The 18011-nt window shown below is 36.5% G+C and carries 12 protein-coding genes; 2 read left to right on the top strand and 10 right to left on the bottom strand.

Features of this window, described 5'->3' with window-relative positions:
- Positions 1 to 87 precede the first annotated feature (87 nt).
- Positions 88 to 645, top strand: coding sequence for a TetR/AcrR family transcriptional regulator (locus NMG63_RS07895; protein ID WP_254006909.1), 558 nt, complete (start codon positions 88 to 90; stop codon positions 643 to 645).
- Between the two features lie 69 nt (positions 646 to 714).
- Here NMG63_RS07895 and NMG63_RS07900 read toward each other — a convergent pair whose 3' ends face one another.
- Complete coding sequence (locus tag NMG63_RS07900; RefSeq protein ID WP_254006910.1) at positions 715 to 8502, bottom strand: SpaA isopeptide-forming pilin-related protein; 7788 nt, start codon at positions 8500 to 8502, stop codon at positions 715 to 717.
- A 413-nt stretch (positions 8503 to 8915) separates the two neighbouring features.
- Here NMG63_RS07900 and NMG63_RS07905 point away from each other — a divergent pair, with 413 nt between their 5' ends.
- Positions 8916 to 9095, top strand: a complete 180-nt coding sequence (locus NMG63_RS07905) for a hypothetical protein (protein WP_254006911.1) — start codon at positions 8916 to 8918, stop codon at positions 9093 to 9095.
- 205 nt (positions 9096 to 9300) lie between these two features.
- Here the strand turns inward: NMG63_RS07905 and NMG63_RS07910 are convergent, their stop codons facing one another.
- The 9 genes from NMG63_RS07910 to NMG63_RS07950 all read right to left on the bottom strand — a co-directional run bounded on the left by NMG63_RS07910 (position 9301) and on the right by NMG63_RS07950 (position 17910).
- Positions 9301 to 9516: a hypothetical protein gene (locus NMG63_RS07910; protein ID WP_254006912.1), complete on the bottom strand. Its 216-nt coding sequence runs from the start codon at positions 9514 to 9516 to the stop codon at positions 9301 to 9303.
- A gap of 199 nt (positions 9517 to 9715) precedes the next feature.
- The gene (locus NMG63_RS07915) at positions 9716 to 10729 is read right to left on the bottom strand and encodes a nucleoside hydrolase (RefSeq protein ID WP_254006913.1); all 1014 of its coding nucleotides are present in this window, start codon (positions 10727 to 10729) and stop codon (positions 9716 to 9718) included.
- Entirely contained in the window at positions 10722 to 11354 is a 633-nt protein-coding gene (locus NMG63_RS07920; protein ID WP_013853361.1) for a YczE/YyaS/YitT family protein, read from the bottom strand. Before NMG63_RS07920 ends, NMG63_RS07915 begins: the two co-directional genes overlap by 8 nt.
- Complete coding sequence (locus NMG63_RS07925; protein ID WP_003774584.1) at positions 11351 to 12298, bottom strand: nucleoside hydrolase; 948 nt, start codon at positions 12296 to 12298, stop codon at positions 11351 to 11353. Before NMG63_RS07925 ends, NMG63_RS07920 begins: the two co-directional genes overlap by 4 nt.
- The gene (locus NMG63_RS07930) at positions 12276 to 13244 is read right to left on the bottom strand and encodes an ABC transporter permease (protein ID WP_003774582.1); all 969 of its coding nucleotides are present in this window, start codon (positions 13242 to 13244) and stop codon (positions 12276 to 12278) included. The genes NMG63_RS07925 and NMG63_RS07930 overlap by 23 nt, the downstream gene beginning before the upstream one ends.
- Positions 13244 to 14341 (bottom strand): ABC transporter permease, encoded by a 1098-nt coding sequence (locus NMG63_RS07935; protein ID WP_013853362.1) that lies wholly within the window; start codon positions 14339 to 14341, stop codon positions 13244 to 13246. Before NMG63_RS07935 ends, NMG63_RS07930 begins: the two co-directional genes overlap by 1 nt.
- Positions 14328 to 15881, bottom strand: a complete 1554-nt coding sequence (locus NMG63_RS07940; protein ID WP_254006914.1) for an ABC transporter ATP-binding protein — start codon at positions 15879 to 15881, stop codon at positions 14328 to 14330. The genes NMG63_RS07935 and NMG63_RS07940 overlap by 14 nt, the downstream gene beginning before the upstream one ends.
- A 38-nt stretch (positions 15882 to 15919) precedes the next feature.
- Positions 15920 to 17011, bottom strand: a complete 1092-nt coding sequence (locus NMG63_RS07945) for a BMP family lipoprotein (protein WP_013853364.1) — start codon at positions 17009 to 17011, stop codon at positions 15920 to 15922.
- Positions 17008 to 17910 (bottom strand): ribokinase, encoded by a 903-nt coding sequence (locus tag NMG63_RS07950; RefSeq protein WP_003774576.1) that lies wholly within the window; start codon positions 17908 to 17910, stop codon positions 17008 to 17010. The genes NMG63_RS07945 and NMG63_RS07950 overlap by 4 nt, the downstream gene beginning before the upstream one ends.
- Between the last annotated feature and the right edge of the window lie 101 nt (positions 17911 to 18011).

Genomic DNA, 18011 nt, shown 5'->3' on the forward strand with positions numbered 1-18011 from the left:
TAACAAATCTCTTATCACTTGATAAGGAATTTGCTTAAAGATTGTAATTAAGACTAATTTTTGTTTTAATTATGTAAAGGTGATTATATGAAATCAATAAGAACACGTATCCTTGAAACTGCACATTGGCACTTCATGAAATACGGCTATGATAAGACCTCTACACGTGATATTGCTCGCGAACTTGGAATTACTCAGCCCGCACTCTACCACTATTTTAAAAACAAAGAAGCCCTCTATTTTGATGTTTTGCAAGCATTCGCAACAGAAATTGGTAACGATTTAAAAAACATTGTAATCTCGGATTCGCTTGATTTAAGTGCTCATTTACAAACCATGAGTTTGTTTATTCAGGAAAAGCACCCAATGAATTTTAATATGTTAATTCACGATATGAATGTTCTAATATCAAAACCACTACAAACAACATTATATGTTGTATGGCAAGAAAACTACTTTCAACCGTTTTTTAACTTATTCCAATCTTATGCCGATACGCTTCGTGATGATCTCAATATAAACCAAATTGTGTTTCAATTTCTAAGAGTTTTATCCATCTATATCATCCCTACGCCTACGAAAAAAGATCAAGAAAACCTTCGAAATATGATAGATATTTTTGTTAGGGGTATTTCTTTGAAATAGATTTTATCATTTGAGATTATAGAAAACCGCCATCCAAATACGTGATGGCGGTTTTCTATATATAAATAACTATTTTTTATTTGATTTCTTTCGACGTTTAAAGCTGTAAATTGATAACAGTGATCCAACTGTGATTACGACTGCAGCGTTCATTAGATTTGTAGACGAAATTCCAGTTGTAGGAAGCACTTCAATACGCTTATTGACGACGCTAAACTCATAATCATCCGGTTTTCCAGCAAAACTACTTGCAACCTCGAAGTTATATGAATCATCTGCTCCTTCATAACCCCTTGGTGTCGCAGTTTCAGTTAATGAATACCATCCTGGACCAACATTTTCAAAGTTTGCAATTCCCTCTGCATTCGTTAGAGCAGAAGTAAGTTCGTTGTTTTGAGTTAAATCAAATTTAACACCTTCTAGAGGCACATTATGATCATCGGTTTTATGGATTATCACTCGAGTTTGATAGTTATAATGGATTAGCGGCGATAATTCCACAAAAGGAAAATCTCCACTAGAATTGATTTTAGCATCTTTTAATTCACTTATTCTATTAGGTAATGTGAAAAAATTCTTATTCTCTAAATTCAGAATATAATTATCTGCCGCTTCGGTTTGAACGATTTTATGTTCACCAGGACCGATACGACCGATTGTCACTGAACCCTCCGATGATACTTCATGTGTCATATCATCAACACGATATTGTCCTGAATCTAAAGGTTGTAATGAGCTACCGTCAACAAGGTAAACTTCGATGTGCCCATAGATTACACGTACCGTTGCGCTGTGATTTATTCCTATGTCATTATGAGCCTCTACTGGGATTAACGCTTCAACATTCTCATCATACACCACAGCATTAGCTGTCTCTGTAAATGTTAGAGCATGTTTACCTGGTTTTAGATTATTTAAGATTAAGGTTCCATCTTTAGCTATTACAGGCGTGTTTCCTCCGTACGTTCCTTCCACTTCATGACGATAAGGACCAGTTTCATCGACAAATGCTATGGAAAAACTACCTTGGTAGTTTACGAAATCATCCAGCGCAATCACGACACGATCGTCTGATTTTGATGATTTAAAGGTTGGAACTTCAAACTCATATTCATATGTATTACGTATAGTTTGTCCCGGTGCCTGTGTCTGAACAAGTTTATACTCGTTTGGCTTAATGCCTTTTATTTCAAATCTTTCCTTACCTGTTTCCACAGTGAAATCAGAATATCCAGGAACAGCCTTCCATCCAGAATCTGTCTTTTCAAAGAGATTGAAATGTCCGGTTGTATAGTTTTCAAGATGGCTAGGATCTGTGTTCTTAAAGATTACATTCGCATAATAATTTTTAACTCCCACATCTTTTGTTGCATAAGGACCACCGTTTTCAGATGCAATTTCAAATGCGTAATGTTGGGATGATATGGTATGTTGTCCATCCCCTGAAGTTTCCACGAAGTAATAGTTCCCAGGAGCCAATGAATCGACATCAATCACACCTTGATCATTAGTTTTTAAACCTTCAATCAATAATTTATCTTCTTTATAGAGATCAAAAACAACACCTTCTAGTACGGAACCATCCTCACCAGACGTTTTCAACAGTGAAACTCTTCCACGATAATTTTCAAATGTATTTAGATTTTTAATCCAATAGCTTACTGTTTGGTCTTGTTGGTTTATTACAACTTCACTGGATTTAATACTTTTAGGTACCGTTACGGTTTGTTCAATATCAGTATTCAATCCATACCCTGTTGGTGCTTTGGTTTGATTCACAACATACGTACCCGGTTCAACCTGTTTAAATCTTTGATCAGTATTGGTCGTAACACTTTGACCCGTGGTATTTGTTAGTGTGAAATGTCCATCGATTAGTGGTTCTACAGTCGAATCATCCCCGTCTAGGTTTGTATATATCAGTTCTGCTTGAGTACCGTAAATTTCAACTGATTTATGAAGCTCCTTAGGATCTTCATAGGATGTTGGAATTTCAAACACGGGTTCGGTATCAACATAAATCCATTTTGAACTGAGTTCAACACCATCAATGGTATAAGTTCCATGACCAAAATCAGAGCGTTGACCATCAGGAACTCGTCCATTAGGACCTTTAATATTTAAATTTTCAATATCTATCTGTGTATTTATTGGTCCATAAGATTCTATATCAACCGATCCTAAGTGATTCATGAACACAAACTCGAATGTTGACTCATCGCCTTGCTCTTCTGCAATCTCAAATACTTCGCTCTTTTTATTTAACGGACGATTTGAAGTGGTCTTTGTCTGTGTTAGTGTGTATTTACCCGGTCCAAGTTGGAGTTTGTGGCCCAACGTTTCATCAGAAATTGTAAACATTTCTACATTGCTTCCGTCTTTTTCAAGAATAAATTCCGAACCCTCAATTAACTGATTACCAAGTTTATTTAAAATGGTTACTTCCATAGAAATATTATCAAATTGAAGCTTCATCGGTGTTGGCTTACCCTCGTAACTTGTAATTAAATCATCCAGTCCATATGCAAAGAACGTCAATGGCTCAGTATTGAGTAAATACTTCCCGTCAACTGATACTTGTTTCAACTGATACAAGCCAGTCTCTAAATTATAGAATATCGCCTTACCGTTAGAGACTTCATAAACATCATCCGTCTTGTTTCCAGAATAAATCGTATCATACGGAACCCATGCTTTGTTTTCATCTTGTTTAAATAACTTAAATGCACTGTTTTCTATTGTCTCTGTAGTATTACGTTTTACAACGTTTAATTCTGCAGTCGTTAAATAGTTTTGATAAGTTGCATTCTTTGTCGTTGCATCGACGGTTCCATTAGGATTTGACTTGATAGTATGAGAAACGGACTCCGAATTATGTAAAAATCCGTTCAAGTTTTGTTTTGGTTGTGTAATTTGGTATGCCCCAAAGTCAATCCCTTGATCTCCAACATTGACAGTTCCAACTTTAAAAATCCCATCATCATTAGATGTGAACTGCTGTTCTATGTTTGAATCATTGGTCACCTTCATATCAATATTTTTAAAAGGCACTTCCGTATTTATAAGGTTTTCATCTGTCCTGATTGCATTGTTTTTCACCTCAAAAACGGGTGTCGTATTATAAATTGCGAAATTTCGCTTATCAACTTCCGTATCACCTCGTAAACGATCCAATAATCCCGTTTTTTTCTCAAGATTTATCGTTACCAATTTTTTCGACTGAATTTGACTGCTACCAATAACTTCAGATAGATCCTTTGTTTTGTCGCGATTCTTACTTACAAACCCTAATGAATTTGGTACAGAGTATCCCTTCGCTGCCGTATACTGTTTGACGACATAGTCACCTTCCTCTAGGTCTTTAAACTCGATATATCCATTTTTATTGGGACGCCCCATACGATAAATATGGTTGTTTTCAGGAAGTCCCGCCTGGTAGCGATACAATAAAATAATTACTTCTTGTACATTTTCTCCGGTAATGGGAATTCCTGCTTCCAACTCTTCTACCGAAGTCAATTGATTGTCATTGTAGCGTAAAGATAAACCTAAGTCCATTCGATCCTCATCATAGGACTCACTTTGATTGTTAATATTAAAATTAACTTCAGCTTGTACTTTATGATTAATCGTTTCTCCACTATTAGATCGATATGATACATCTGCATAATTTATAAGTGGAAGTTCTGTGTCTGAAACTACCTGTCCGTAAGTTGCATAAGTAATACGAATTGGATCAGTGATTGTCTTTGAGAATGACATAATGAAGCCACTTTCACCCGTAATCCAATCATCCAAGAGATCTTCTTCTCCTTGTAAATTGGTTAACGTATATCCGTATTCATCTTTATTAATGCTACGCCAAGATCCCGATTGGAAAATTTCCATTTTAAGTCCGCTGAGTTCTGCTTTACCATGACTTAAATTTTCTAATTCACCATCATTATCAACAAAGGCAAACGTATGCATTTTTTCTAGTGTGTCTTTAATTGTGATTTCAGACATCTCTTCATAGGTTTCGTTTAACGTTAAAATCCATTTAATCTGTTGACGATAACCTGATTGTGGATCATGAATACCTTGTTTCTTAATTCGTGCTACACGATCAAATTTTGCGTTAGCTTCCGCTTCTCCGACATCTCCTTGTAATGGTCCATCGGGAATTAAAGCACGATCATAGGCAACCTTATTTGTGAAATTTCCATCCATTCCTACTTCTGATTTATTTTCAGTTATCGTTTGCGCAGGCGCATCATCAGTATCGATGAATGTAATTAGTTTAAACTGATAAACATACTTAGGGTTCATTTCTTTTGCGATATGGTATGATATCGTATTCGCATCTTCTGTTATTTTCAATTCTTCACTTCCCACAATTGCCTCTTTTACGATGGGTTTTCCCTCCACATCTTTGGCTTCTGTGATGTGACCTTCTTTATCCACTTCAAAAGCTTTAAATTCGAGCTTTTCTATTTCTTCTAATTTCAGTTGAGCATTTTGAAGGTTTTCTTGCGTCGATGATACGAAAGATTTATCAATCGTGTCTTGAACATCCATCTTCACCCGATCAATTCGTCGGAAGTCGATATCATAGTTGAAATTTATAGTCCACTCAACCCCTAAACGATTGCGACCTGTATTAGCATCTTTAACTACTTTAACAACACCTTCCTTTTTAGGAATAGTATTATACTTCGCGACTTCTCCTAAATCTTGTTTAGCAACATGGCCTCCACCTTTCCAAGTAATTTTATTACCTTCACCAGGAACCCAAGAAGCGAAAATTAGTTGACCAAGATTGGATACTTTATCTAACGGTTTATCACTATGTAGTTTAGTTTTATACATTATAAAATAAGTGTTTGCATCGCCTTCACCATTCCCAATTGCTTTATCCGAAACCACAAAGTCTACACGTAAATCTGCGTCTTTCGTTAAGTCATTCTTGGTAATATCCGATTGATGTGCTTCATCGCTATCACCATTAATAACAATCCCTTTTAGTTTTTCAACATAGCTAGGATTTGCCTTTGGACGTGACACAATATAATCTTTATCTCTCAGTGTTTCTTTATCTTGAGAGGCATAACCCATATCATCTACAGCAATCAGTTCAGCAACTTCTCCATAGGTTTTCTGTGAATTTTCGTCATCACCCATCGGTTCCCCCAATAGTTTTATTACAGCATCATAAATATGAATTGATTCAAGTTCTGAATCATCCATCAGTTTTTGAACTTCATTACGGAATTGATCATACTCACGATACGAATTTTTCTCCGGATCTACTTTAAATAGAAGAATTTTGTGACCGTCATCCATGGGTTCAAACTCTAATCCGTCCCCAAATTTATCCATGTAAGATAATCCAGGAAGTCCTACACGGTGAGCTGTAGTTGTGTTTATAGATGCACCCCAAATTACTTCTTTCGTACGGTAATCAATCATAATTGGTTTTTTATCGAGTAAGATTAAGTAGTTCGATGCTTCTCGTGTTTTCAATTCTTCTTCCGTAGGTTTTGGTGCAGGAATTAGCCCTCCATTGGTGAACGAATCAACTTCAGCATCACCCTTAAACATTAAACTTGGCGAGGTCATAAGTTCGTCACGAATGCTTTTTCCGGATTGATACTCATGTTTAATATCATTTTCAAAAATGATACTAAATACGACTGGCTCAGTTACTTTTTTATCTTTTTTTATTCGTATTTGTGCTTCAGTACCTTCCGCATTCCAAGCAAGATCAAAACGACCATCCTTATCAATTGCTTTATTGTTAACCAAAACGGTGCGCTTAAATTTCATATTTTCATAAGTCGCTGGAATTTCAACATACTCGTCAGCACTATCTGCACTATAAGCTTTAATTGTCTTGGCATTGATCCTAAAGTCAAAACCATCGTTTTCAATACGTACCAATTCGTTGTTGTTGTATTTTATGTTCCAAATCAAACTAGTTGGCATCGCCTCTTCCCGTTTTTCACCAGTAATGAGAATGGATCTTGGATACATTTTTTCATTATCTGCAGTCCGTATGAGTTGATTTTTTTCAAGGGCGGAAGTCATTCTACCAAGTTGACGCCCCTCTATTTCAAGTTGAAGATCCACATTTTCGTACGTTTGTTTCACCGTATACTTGACCACAAGATTTTTTTCAACTAATGGAATTTTTATATCATCAATCTTAGTCGTTGATGTATTTTCAAAATGAAGTGATTCAGAAGGATGTTCGACGTACGGTTCCAAAGTACCATCATTTTTAACAATAAAATAACTTACTTCAACATCGGTTTGTATTGACCAATTTTTAAAACCTGAATCCTTTACAATCTTTGGACTTACAAATGATAAATTCAGAGGATTCATCGTATGATTTCGACTTGTGTTTAATATTCCATCCCAAGCCAGTTCGAAGCCACTACTAATTTCATTAAACCCTTTATGTTCAAGTTTGTGATCCACACCACCTAAAGGTTGAACAGGAAATATCTCTTCGATATGATTATTGGGTGCAATAAAATCTTCAATAACAAGTGGATAATCTTCAAGTTTTTCTAATTCTTCTTTTTTCATTTGTTTATACGAATAACCTGTGAATTGATACTCATCGGTTGCGAATTCAAAACCTTCTTTAAGTGTTTCTTTAATGGTTTCTAAGCTCGTCCCTTTTTTGATTTCCGTTGTAATATAATCATTAAGCTTGTACGCAATCAAATCTTGAAAGCGATATTGATCTTCAATTCCAGCTTCTTCATTCGAAATAAAAAGTTCGTCTACAACGAGTTTAAAAGTACCATCATTTGATAATGGATCAACACGAACAATTTTTGAAGAACTGTAATCTTTCAATTTATCGCTAATAACAAATTGCTCTTGTGTTGCTGTGAAAAGCGTCATTTCTTTAGGGAAGTCATATTCATATTGATAAACAGATCGTTTTCCATCTTTCATATAATAGAAATCATAGATTGGATTACCTTCGGTAATTTTATTGAGTGATTCCTCGTCTAATATAAGTTTGTAGCTTATTTCTACAAACTCGTTATCATCTGTGAACACGTCAACACTAAATTGAGTCGAGTCATCTGAATATTGATCCATTTTAACAGGATTGCTAGCATCAATTAATTTATTTTGATATCTTAGTTTTGCATGAGGTTTTCCTTTAAGATTCAATTCTATTGATCCTGTTAGGTGTTTGTTTGTTGTCTCAGGTAAACCTGAGTTTTCCCCATTTTCAATTTCTTCAGGAATATTTTCATCCTGTTCCACATCTACTTTAGGTACAACTTCGGTTTCTGATTGAGATTCAAGTTCTTTGATATTATCGAGGAGATTAGGTAATACAATTCCAATAGCTGGGAATTCCCTAACATCAACTTCCTGCAATTCCCCAACGATATCTACTTCATAGATTAGTTTAAATGATACCGGGTTCTCTACGACATTTTTAAAATCCAAACTAAACCCATCATTGTCAGTTTTTGTTTTAATTTGAGTTAAATCTTGAATTGCTTTAGACTCTAAACTTTTTTCGGTATGAGTCGGGGAATCGAGTTTTGTCAACGAAACTTGCTTTGGTAATTTAAACAAAAGTGGATTAAAATCCTGTTTGATTTGATACCACATATCGTCACTTATATTAAACGATAACTCTACCCGAGATTTATATGGTTTAACCAACGATTCTACTGTAACTTTTGACTGTTTGGAGTCAATAACAAGTGGCAAAACTTCGTCATTTGATAACTCTTTTTCAGACAAATTTGCAGAAATAGATAATTGTGAAACGATTAATACGAGTACTAACGCGACAATGCTTAGGGGTCGCATTTTATGGCTTCTTGAAAATAACATAATGTCTCCTCTTTTCTCGGTTTAATAAAAGGTGATTTATGTCAAATTCACCTTAAAATTGTGTCACTAAAAAGTACAGATAGAATCTCCACTTTCTCGTATCCTACCATTATCAACAGACACTTATGTGATTAATATTTCACAAAGGGATTTAAAATCACACAAACAAGCGTCTTATAGCCACTGTCTAGTCATTAAATTGATTTTCGTTAGCATCGAGGTGAAACATTCGTGATAAACACTGAAAATACCTTTTTACCATCACTAATATGATGATAATTCAATCGTTTTTTGTATTTGTTCATTCAATAATGGGTGACAAAATGCTCTAAGTACTTCTATAGATTATATTTAGAACAATTGCTATGATTATATTAAAGAAATTCTCTTGGTCTAGGAGGTGATTGCCAGGTATGTACTTATGGAACTTAAATCTCAATGTTGCTTTTGAATTTGATTCGATAACTACCTTAGCTCCCTACGGTATTCCAAACATAAATCAATATATAGCAATTGGTCTTTTAGTATTAGGAATGCTTATCGTTTCCAATCAAAACCGTTTAAATAAATGTATAAAATCAAGAAAAAGATAGAATCATTGCGATCTATCTTTTTTTATCAGTTCTTAAATCTTTTTCTTACTAGAACAAGTCCAATAACTAAAGTAAAGCCACCATTTAGACGCGATCATAAATTTGAAAGCACCTCATCATCAATCGTAAGAGATACCGCAACTTCATGTGTAATTGTCGATATAGGATTAAGATTTCCTGAAGGATTTCTACTTTCCTTAAGTTTTCAAACGGTTTCCTCTAAATCATTGGTAACTTGCCCTAAATTCGGTTCATCTGGATTTTGGGGTTCCCTAGGTTTAACCGGTAGATCATAATGATTATCAGCAGGTTGATTGGGTGATTTATCCTCCCAATGCGCATACAACGTGAGATCTTTCTCAATAGTATCTATATCAAAATTCCGCAATTCTAAGCGATATTTTGATGTTGACCAACCCATAAAAATTGAATTATCTTTTACACTCCTTTTTGTGAAACTTTATTAACATAATTTCTTAGATTCACATTGAAGCCAATTACTTTTAATATCTTGTGAATTTTTAAAGAATTGAGTTTTTATTTCTTTTGTTCGTTGTGTGAAAAAAAAAGACTGTTTAGCATCAGTCTTTTTTGAGAATCATTCTATTTTTAAAGATTTATTATATGTATGAGTCAGCAATGATGGTATCAACAAACAGTTTCATGAAGGATCTTCCTTTGACGGACTGTGCAATACGTACATTTCGATGCTCTTTTAACGGGTTATGCATAATTTGTTTACCAAAGTAAGCTACGGTTGCACCTCGTGCCAATGTTCCTTCTACTTCAACATCCACATGAACTGGTTCAGAAAATGTACACAAGTGTGGGTGTGCAACCAATGCTAGCGTAATAATATCATCCATTGGGAATCCCGATAAATCAAAAAACTCACGCCATATATCTATATATACAGGAAATTTATGCGTGATATACTCGATGACATCATTACTTTTACCGTATGTCTTAAGGTCGTATAAATCATCTCGGGAAAGCATAGAAGCTGCGAAATCATTGTTCTCACAAATATCTAATGGAACCAAGATAATATCTTTAACATCAGAGTTAAAAACAATCTTAGCGGCTTCTGGATCTGCCCAAATATTGTATTCGGATAAAGGCGTAATGTTTCCAGCAATTTCAAAATTACCACCAAGTGCAATTACTTGTTTGATATCCGATGCAATATCAGGGCACTTCTGTATAGCCTCCCCGAGATTTGTCATTGGTCCTGTTGTTACAATTGTAATCTCATTGGGATTATTTTTTACCGTTTCGATGATGTAATCGACAGCATCAGTTGTTTCTGCTGCCTGCGAAGGCATTGACTGTGCTTCATTAAATCGATCCAAACGATCCCCTAGTTTACCACGAAGTAATTCATGGAAGTTTACAGGATCACCATGTTCAAGAGAAATAGGTTTCATCGGTTGTGCCTTGCCGGCATATACCGGTATGTGTCTATGTGTTAATGCAACTGTGTTGAGGGCAACCCAGGTAGCTTGCTCAATGTCACCACTTGCTCCACAAACGGTTGTTATTGCCTCAAGTGACGTATGGGGGTCTAAGATCCCAAAGATTACCGCTAAAATATCATCTCCAACGGAGTCTATATCTAAGATTACTCTATTCATCATATTCACCTATTATCCTATCTACCATCTTATTGGTATGGGGTCTTAAGAATTGTACAATCGGGCCCGTCATAACAACTGCCACGATGGTACCAACGCCTGCTGTCCCGCCCAAAAAATAACCTACAATAACCAAGGTTAAATCGCCAATAATGCGAACCATACGATAAGCGACACCACTTTTATCCGAAATAATTTCGGAAATCAAATCAACTGCACCGACACCTAAATTAGCACGAATGTATATGGGGATTCCCGATGCCATAATCCCACATCCGATAATCATCAACACCATCCGAATACCAACTGAAAAATCTGATGGTAAAATCCCCATTAAGATTGTGTTGGTAAAATCTGCTGTGTATCCGATTAAAAAAATCGCTAAAAAAGATGAAATGTTAATAAACTTGCGATCAATGATGAAAACGATGGTTAGAATAACCAGATTCATCAAAGCGGATGCATCTCCATAACGGATCCCAAGTTGTTTGGCGAGACCCAGTTGAAAAACACTTGCTGGGTCAACACCTAATTGACTAAAAATAAAGATTCCGACACCGATTCCTGAAATCATTAATCCAATTGCCGCAATCAAGATACGTATCGGTAGTTTTTTATGTTTCATAATCGACTCATTGCCTTAAAGAAGTTTTCAACGTAGACTTCTCGGTTGACACCCTTTAAGAATTTGACATTTTGGGGGCGTTTTACGCCAAAGATTTTTTCTTGATAGTTAATCGTATCCACTACAGTCATTCCGTAGGTTAGCGTTCCTTGTGTTTCAACATCTACATTGCATTGAATGGATTCAAACATTTCAGGGTGAACAAGTGCACCAATTACAGTCGGATCATGTAGTGTACAGCCCGGGAACCCTTCAACCTCATAATGATATTTACTGAAGTAATCAATTAACTCTGCAGCAAATATAGATCCTTTATTTCCTTGTTTTCTCAAAATTTCATTTTCTTCGCGTGTTATGTAAGCTTTTTGAGTAACATCTAAACCCGCCATTAGAATCTCAATTTCACTGTTGAATACGACCTTTGCAGCTTCCGCATCAGCCCAGATATTATATTCGGCAGCTGGCGTATAGTTTCCAACCGTTCCACCACCCATCAACGCGATCAATTCTATCTTGTCCATTAAATCAGGTCTCATTCGTAAAACCAATGCGATATTCGTTAAAGGTCCTAGAGGTACCAATGTAATTGGCTCCTTGCTTGCTTCAAGAGTACGAATTATAAATGAAACAGCATCCTCTTTAATTGGATCAAAACCACGTTCAGGAAGTTCGGGTCCTTCAAGTCCCGAATCCCCATGTACTAATTCACCACCAATTTCCAAATTACGTACAAGGGGTTGGCTCATACCGACCGCAACCGGAATCTCATGATGTCCTAATAAGGTTAGAATACGAAGTGTGTTTTCTGTAACCTTACTTAACGTTTGATTTCCTGCTACCGTAGTAATACCTAATATATCTAGTTCAGGTGATGCAAGTGCCCACATAATGGCCATTGCATCATCGTGACCTGGATCACAGTCAATAATTATTTTGCGTTTCATGCTTAATGCTCCCTTCAAGTGCTAATCTCATTTTTTTCTTTTCATTTTCGCGTTTAACACGAATACTAAATACTACCAGTCCAACAACAGACACAACATAAGGAATCATTTGAACCAATTCCGTCGGAATGGAGGTTAATTGTAAAGCGTAAGACCATGCTTCTGCGAAAGCAAAGAGAATTGCCGCTAAGCTTGCGCCAAGAGGTGTTGATTTCCCCATTGCATCAGCTGCCATCGCAATAAATCCACGACCTGCTAGCATGTCTTTCGAAAACCAACTTACATAGCCCATTGACATGTAAGCACCGGCGATTCCACCTAAAATTCCACTAATGGCAAGTGCAATCATTTTTGTTTTAAAAACACTTTGACCTACAGACTCCAAAGATTGCGGTGCCTCTCCTGCTGCACGTATTCGAAGTCCCATTGGTGTTTTATAAAGCAAAATCCATACTGCAATAATAGCAATCACCGCAATATACGCAACCACATTATGTCCCGAAAATATCGTATTCAATATAGGGATATCCTTAATGATGGGGATAGTTATATTTGGTAGTACCCCTGAATTTAAGGAGCTGGTTGTGCCCTTATCGCCTGTGATCGAATACATAAAGAAGATGGTTCCACCGGAAGCCATGGCATTAAAAGTAATAAACGTCAATGCACTGTCCGTTTTGAGTTTCAGTGAAACATATCCAATAAATAGTGATGCTAAGATTCCCGTAATGACAGCAATCAGGAGACCAAACCAAGGTCCAAACCCAAATGCACTGGATAATACAGCGACAAGTGCAGATGTAAGCATTACTCCTTCAAGTCCAATATTTGTAATTCCAGCATTTGAAGTGATAACCGCTCCCATAGTCGCAAGCAATAACGGAGTCGCAACACGAATAATGGTATCGTAAAATGAAGTGGTAAAGATCATTTGAATGTATTCCATTATGCAACCTCCTTATTTAATTCGCGTGTAGAAATATCAACGGTCATCTTATGACGCCATTTAGCAAGGAATGCGTTTGCGGCAATAAGGATGATTAAAATTCCTTCAATAATTGCGACAATTTCAGGTGCTACACCGGATTGACGATACATATAGTCAGCACCAATACGGATGTAGGAAACAAAGATTGCTGCTAGTGGAATGAATTTCGGATTGCCTTTAGCAATAATATTTAAAACAACACCATCGAAACCAAATCCAGGCAACGCCATCCATTGAAAACGCGTATACAAACCAAGCATTTCAACGCCACCACCAATACCTGCAACAAATCCTCCAACAAGTTGAGCTAACATGATAATTCGTGGTGTATTCATTCCTACACTTTTCGCAAATTCTTCATTATTACCAGTAACTGTAATTTTATAGCCCCATTTTGTTTTATTAATAAAGAAGTTAACCGCAATCACGAAGATTGCGACAATCACGATTCCTAGATGAAGGCGTGTGTTTTTTAAGAGTACGGGCAAACCGACGCCGTCACGGAATGGATAGGATGCTGCATAGGCAGAATTAATATCTCGAATATAATGGTTGAAGAGATACGTTCCAAAATATAAAATAATCGTATTTAACATGATGGATACCACCAATTCACTGACATTCCACTTAACTTTTAGATATCCTGGAATTGCGGTTATAATACTGCCGACCACCCCAGCACTTAATATTGCTACGATCGTTACAAAGATAGGATGACCACCCATAAATATTGCAATCGTTGCTGCAACCAAAGAACCAAAATAAAGTGCGCCTTCAGCTGCCAAGTTAAACTGATTTGCTCTAAACATAACACTCACTGCTAATCCTGCAAATGTAAGCGGAATTGCTTTTTCAATAACCGTACTAAAGCGACGTACAGATGTTAGTGGACCAATAATTAAATCAACAATTGCTTGCACCGGATGGGGTGTAAACATTGCTAGAATTCCAAACGAGACACCAAATGCAATAACAACAGCAATCAAAAGTCTTACAATTTCAAACTTATACAGAAATTTATCCATTTTTGTTCTTTTCATTTTAACTTTCTGCATAGTTTTTCCCTCCATGGTTTTGTTGTGTTTTTACCCCTAACATATAATAACCGAGTTCTTCTTCAGTTAGTGTTTTTGTATCCTCAAAATATGCATTGAGTTTTCCCGAATACATAACTGCGACACTATCACTCAGCTCTAATATTTCATTTAAATCCGCAGAGATAAGAATAATCGCTTTTCCTTGATCCCTTAATTCAATAATCTTACGACGTAAAAGTTCAGAGGCTCCCGCGTCAATTCCACGCGTTGGCTGGTTAGCAATAATAACCTTGGATTCATTTAACAATTCACGTGCTGCTACAACTTTTTGCATATTTCCACCCGATAACATTAAAATTGAACGATTGATTGAGTCAGTGACAATTTCAAACTCTTTAACCAATTTTTGAGCGTGATGGTTCATTTTATGACGATCAAGAATAATATTCCCTTTTTTGGTAAACGACTCAATTCGATTGGTAAACATATTATCTACAATCGACATGTGGGGTGCGGTTCCTGTCTTGAGACGGTCTTCTGAGATAATACTTAATCCACAATCGCGAATTGCTTTGGGTGTATAGTTTTCAGGTTCTTTACCATTAACTGTAAAGGAACCCTCTTGCATCGTTGTCATTCCACTCAAGATATCCGACAATTCAGATTGACCATTGCCTTCAACACCAGCAACTCCCAGAATTTGTCCGGCGTAAACATCCAGTGAGACATGATCCACAACGCGTTTCCCGATATCATTGATTGCAACTAAATTTCGTGCAGATAAACAGACATCACCACGTTCCATTGGTTTTTTTTCAATTTTCAATACAACATCACGTCCAACCATATTTCTCGAAATATCTTCAACACTCGTATCACAGATATTTTTTGATACAACTGTACGTCCGTGACGCATAATAGTTACACGATCACATAATTCTATAATTTCATTCAATTTATGCGAGATAAATACTATGGTGTGTCCTTGTTTTTTTAACATCTTTAATTGTTGGAATAACTCCGTTGTTTCCTGTGGGGTTAACACTGCAGTTGGTTCATCAAGAATTAAAATCTTGGCACCACGAACCAACGCTTTTAGGATTTCTGTTTTTTGTTTAACACCCACGGATACATCCTGGACTTTTTTTGTAATATCGATATTAAACTGATATTTTTCGTTATATTCACGTGCAAGGCTAAGCATTTCTTTTTCATCGAGAAATAATTTTCCACGTGTTGGCTCATCGCCAAGGACAATATTTTCAGCAATCGTGAGTGATTCAACCAACATAAAATGTTGGTGAACCATCCCGATCCCTAAATCGATTGCTTTCTTAGAGTTTTCAATCGTAACTGCTTCTCCATTAAGTGTTATCGTACCACTATCTGGACGTTCCATCCCAAACAGAATCTTCATCAACGTTGATTTACCCGCGCCATTTTCTCCAATTAAGGCATGAATTTCGTTGGTCATCAATTTCAAATTTACATCTTTATTTGCGACAACACCATTGGGGTAAACTTTCAATACATTCTCTACATTTAGTAATTCTTGCATAATAACCTCCATACCTAAGAATTGAGTTGCATCAATTCTTAAGGTGCAACACTTGTTTTAATGCTATTTAAAATTTCTGTAGACATACCGATTGCAGTACTTACTTCGATTTCACCTGCAACAATTTTTTGTTCAATTTCTTCAAGGGCAGCAATCGTTTCCGGCTTCATGCTTGATGTGAAGACATCATTTTTAGCCAATCCCACAGCTCCCTCTTTAACACCTAATTGTTCAGCTGTTCCTAGTGGTAGTTTATCTTCTTGATGAAGTTTCACTGAGTTAAATAGAACATCTCCGACACGTTTAACCATCGAGGAAATAATGATATCCGCAATATCTTGTTTATTGTTATTGCTATACATTGCAGATTGGTCACTATCCACACCAATGATATATTTGTTTGTTTCACGAGCAGCTTCAATGGTACCCAATCCTGTAGGACCTGCTGCTGGGAATATAACATCAACACCTTTATTAGCTAATGCAATTCCTAACTCTTTTCCTTTAGCAGGGTCGTAGTAGTCACCCGCATATGTTGCGACAACTTTAATGTCTTCATTTACATATTTAGCACCTTCAATGTAACCAACTAAGAAGTCGTTAATTGGAGGAATATCCATTCCACCCAGGAAACCAATCATGGAATTTTCATCAGCATTTGGTAGTTCAGTAGTCATATAAGCACCTAAAGCACCTGCTAAGAACGAACCTTCATTTTGTTTAAAGGTTGCAGAATATACATTGTCTAAGTTTCCTTTACTGTAATCGACCGCATTATCAATTAAGATAAATGTTTTGTCTGGATATTGTGGTGCAATTTGTTGAATTGGATCAACCATTGAAGGTGATACCGCAATAATAATTTTTGCTTTTTCTTCAGCTGCATCCGCTAGAGCGGGTTCCCATTTTGATTCGTCAGAACCAGTTTCAATAACTTGAATTGGTAATCCCAAATCTTTTTCAACACGTTTCATTCCTTCATTAGCGGAGTCAAAGAAACCAAGGTCACCCAAGTTTCCATTAACAATCAAGATCACGCCATCTTCTGAAGCGGAATCCGTTGTGGAACTACATCCCACAGTCACAAGTAATAACACAGCTGCAAACAAAATTAATTTAAACTTTTTCATCGTTTTTCTCCTTTGAATGATGTTAACTGAGCTAAATCTTTATAATAGGGTATTGATGGTGCCGCTCCATAACGACTAACACACAATGCTGCGGCCTTTGATGCATCGTTTAATACCTCTTGGATTGGTTTGTTGCGACTCATACCCGCTACAAAATATCCTGCAAACGTATCCCCAGCTCCGGTTGTATCGACAGCCTTGGTTTGAAAAGCAACCTGCTCGATGATGCTTCCTTCATAGAGACACACGCTTCCTTTGCTCCCAAGCGTTAGTACACAATTTAAATCTGGGTACTTCACTTTAAATGTATCCAGAATGGCCTCCGTTTCCGTGCAACCACTCATCATTTCTGCCTCAACTTGGTTCATAATCAACCAACTGATCTTATTTAAATCTATTTGCTTTAGACTTTCAGTAAGGGGGGACGGATTAAGAACAATGGTCATTCCACGTTTGTGTGCTTCATTGACCACGTACTCCAACTCACTGATTTCATTTTGTAAAACAAGCATGGTTTCGTGATCAAACTGAGTTAAGACATTATCAATATACTCACGATCCACGCTTCCGTTTGAACCGCTGTAAACGATAATGCAGTTTTCACCAATTTCATCAACCTGTATGATTGCATGCCCTTGCAAGATATCATCCATCTTGACCAAATGTACATCAACTTCGTTCTCATCTAAATATTCTTTAAGTACATTCCCTCCCTTTCCTAAAATTCCAGCATGGCAGACATCAATGCCCGCACGCCTCATTGCAATAGACTGATTTAACCCTTTTCCACCAGGATTTACTTCCAATTTTCTGACATCCTTGGTTTCTCCAGGTTGTACAAACCGGTCAAGATAGTAAACATTGTCAATATTCATTGAACCAAAATTAAGGACTTTCATTGTAATCTCCTATTCAATCAAATCGAACGTCTTCGATATTAAGTTAAACGTTTAACTTAATTTAAAACTAGTATAGTTAATAATGTAAGCGTTGTCAACGC

Origin of the sequence: Erysipelothrix amsterdamensis (assembly GCF_940143175.1) — a bacterium.
Taxonomy (GTDB): Bacteria; Bacillota_I; Bacilli_A; order Erysipelotrichales; family Erysipelotrichaceae; genus Erysipelothrix; species Erysipelothrix amsterdamensis.

Coding starts and splice junctions, on each gene's coding strand:
- NMG63_RS07895 (WP_254006909.1), top strand. CDS start 88: ATGAAATCAATAAGAACACGTATCCTTGAAACTGCACATTGGCACTTC.
- NMG63_RS07900 (WP_254006910.1), bottom strand. CDS start 8,502: ATGTTATTTTCAAGAAGCCATAAAATGCGACCCCTAAGCATTGTCGCG.
- NMG63_RS07905 (WP_254006911.1), top strand. CDS start 8,916: ATGTACTTATGGAACTTAAATCTCAATGTTGCTTTTGAATTTGATTCG.
- NMG63_RS07910 (WP_254006912.1), bottom strand. CDS start 9,516: ATGGGTTGGTCAACATCAAAATATCGCTTAGAATTGCGGAATTTTGAT.
- NMG63_RS07915 (WP_254006913.1), bottom strand. CDS start 10,729: ATGAATAGAGTAATCTTAGATATAGACTCCGTTGGAGATGATATTTTA.
- NMG63_RS07920 (WP_013853361.1), bottom strand. CDS start 11,354: ATGAAACATAAAAAACTACCGATACGTATCTTGATTGCGGCAATTGGA.
- NMG63_RS07925 (WP_003774584.1), bottom strand. CDS start 12,298: ATGAAACGCAAAATAATTATTGACTGTGATCCAGGTCACGATGATGCA.
- NMG63_RS07930 (WP_003774582.1), bottom strand. CDS start 13,244: ATGGAATACATTCAAATGATCTTTACCACTTCATTTTACGATACCATT.
- NMG63_RS07935 (WP_013853362.1), bottom strand. CDS start 14,341: ATGCAGAAAGTTAAAATGAAAAGAACAAAAATGGATAAATTTCTGTAT.
- NMG63_RS07940 (WP_254006914.1), bottom strand. CDS start 15,881: ATGCAAGAATTACTAAATGTAGAGAATGTATTGAAAGTTTACCCCAAT.
- NMG63_RS07945 (WP_013853364.1), bottom strand. CDS start 17,011: ATGAAAAAGTTTAAATTAATTTTGTTTGCAGCTGTGTTATTACTTGTG.
- NMG63_RS07950 (WP_003774576.1), bottom strand. CDS start 17,910: ATGAAAGTCCTTAATTTTGGTTCAATGAATATTGACAATGTTTACTAT.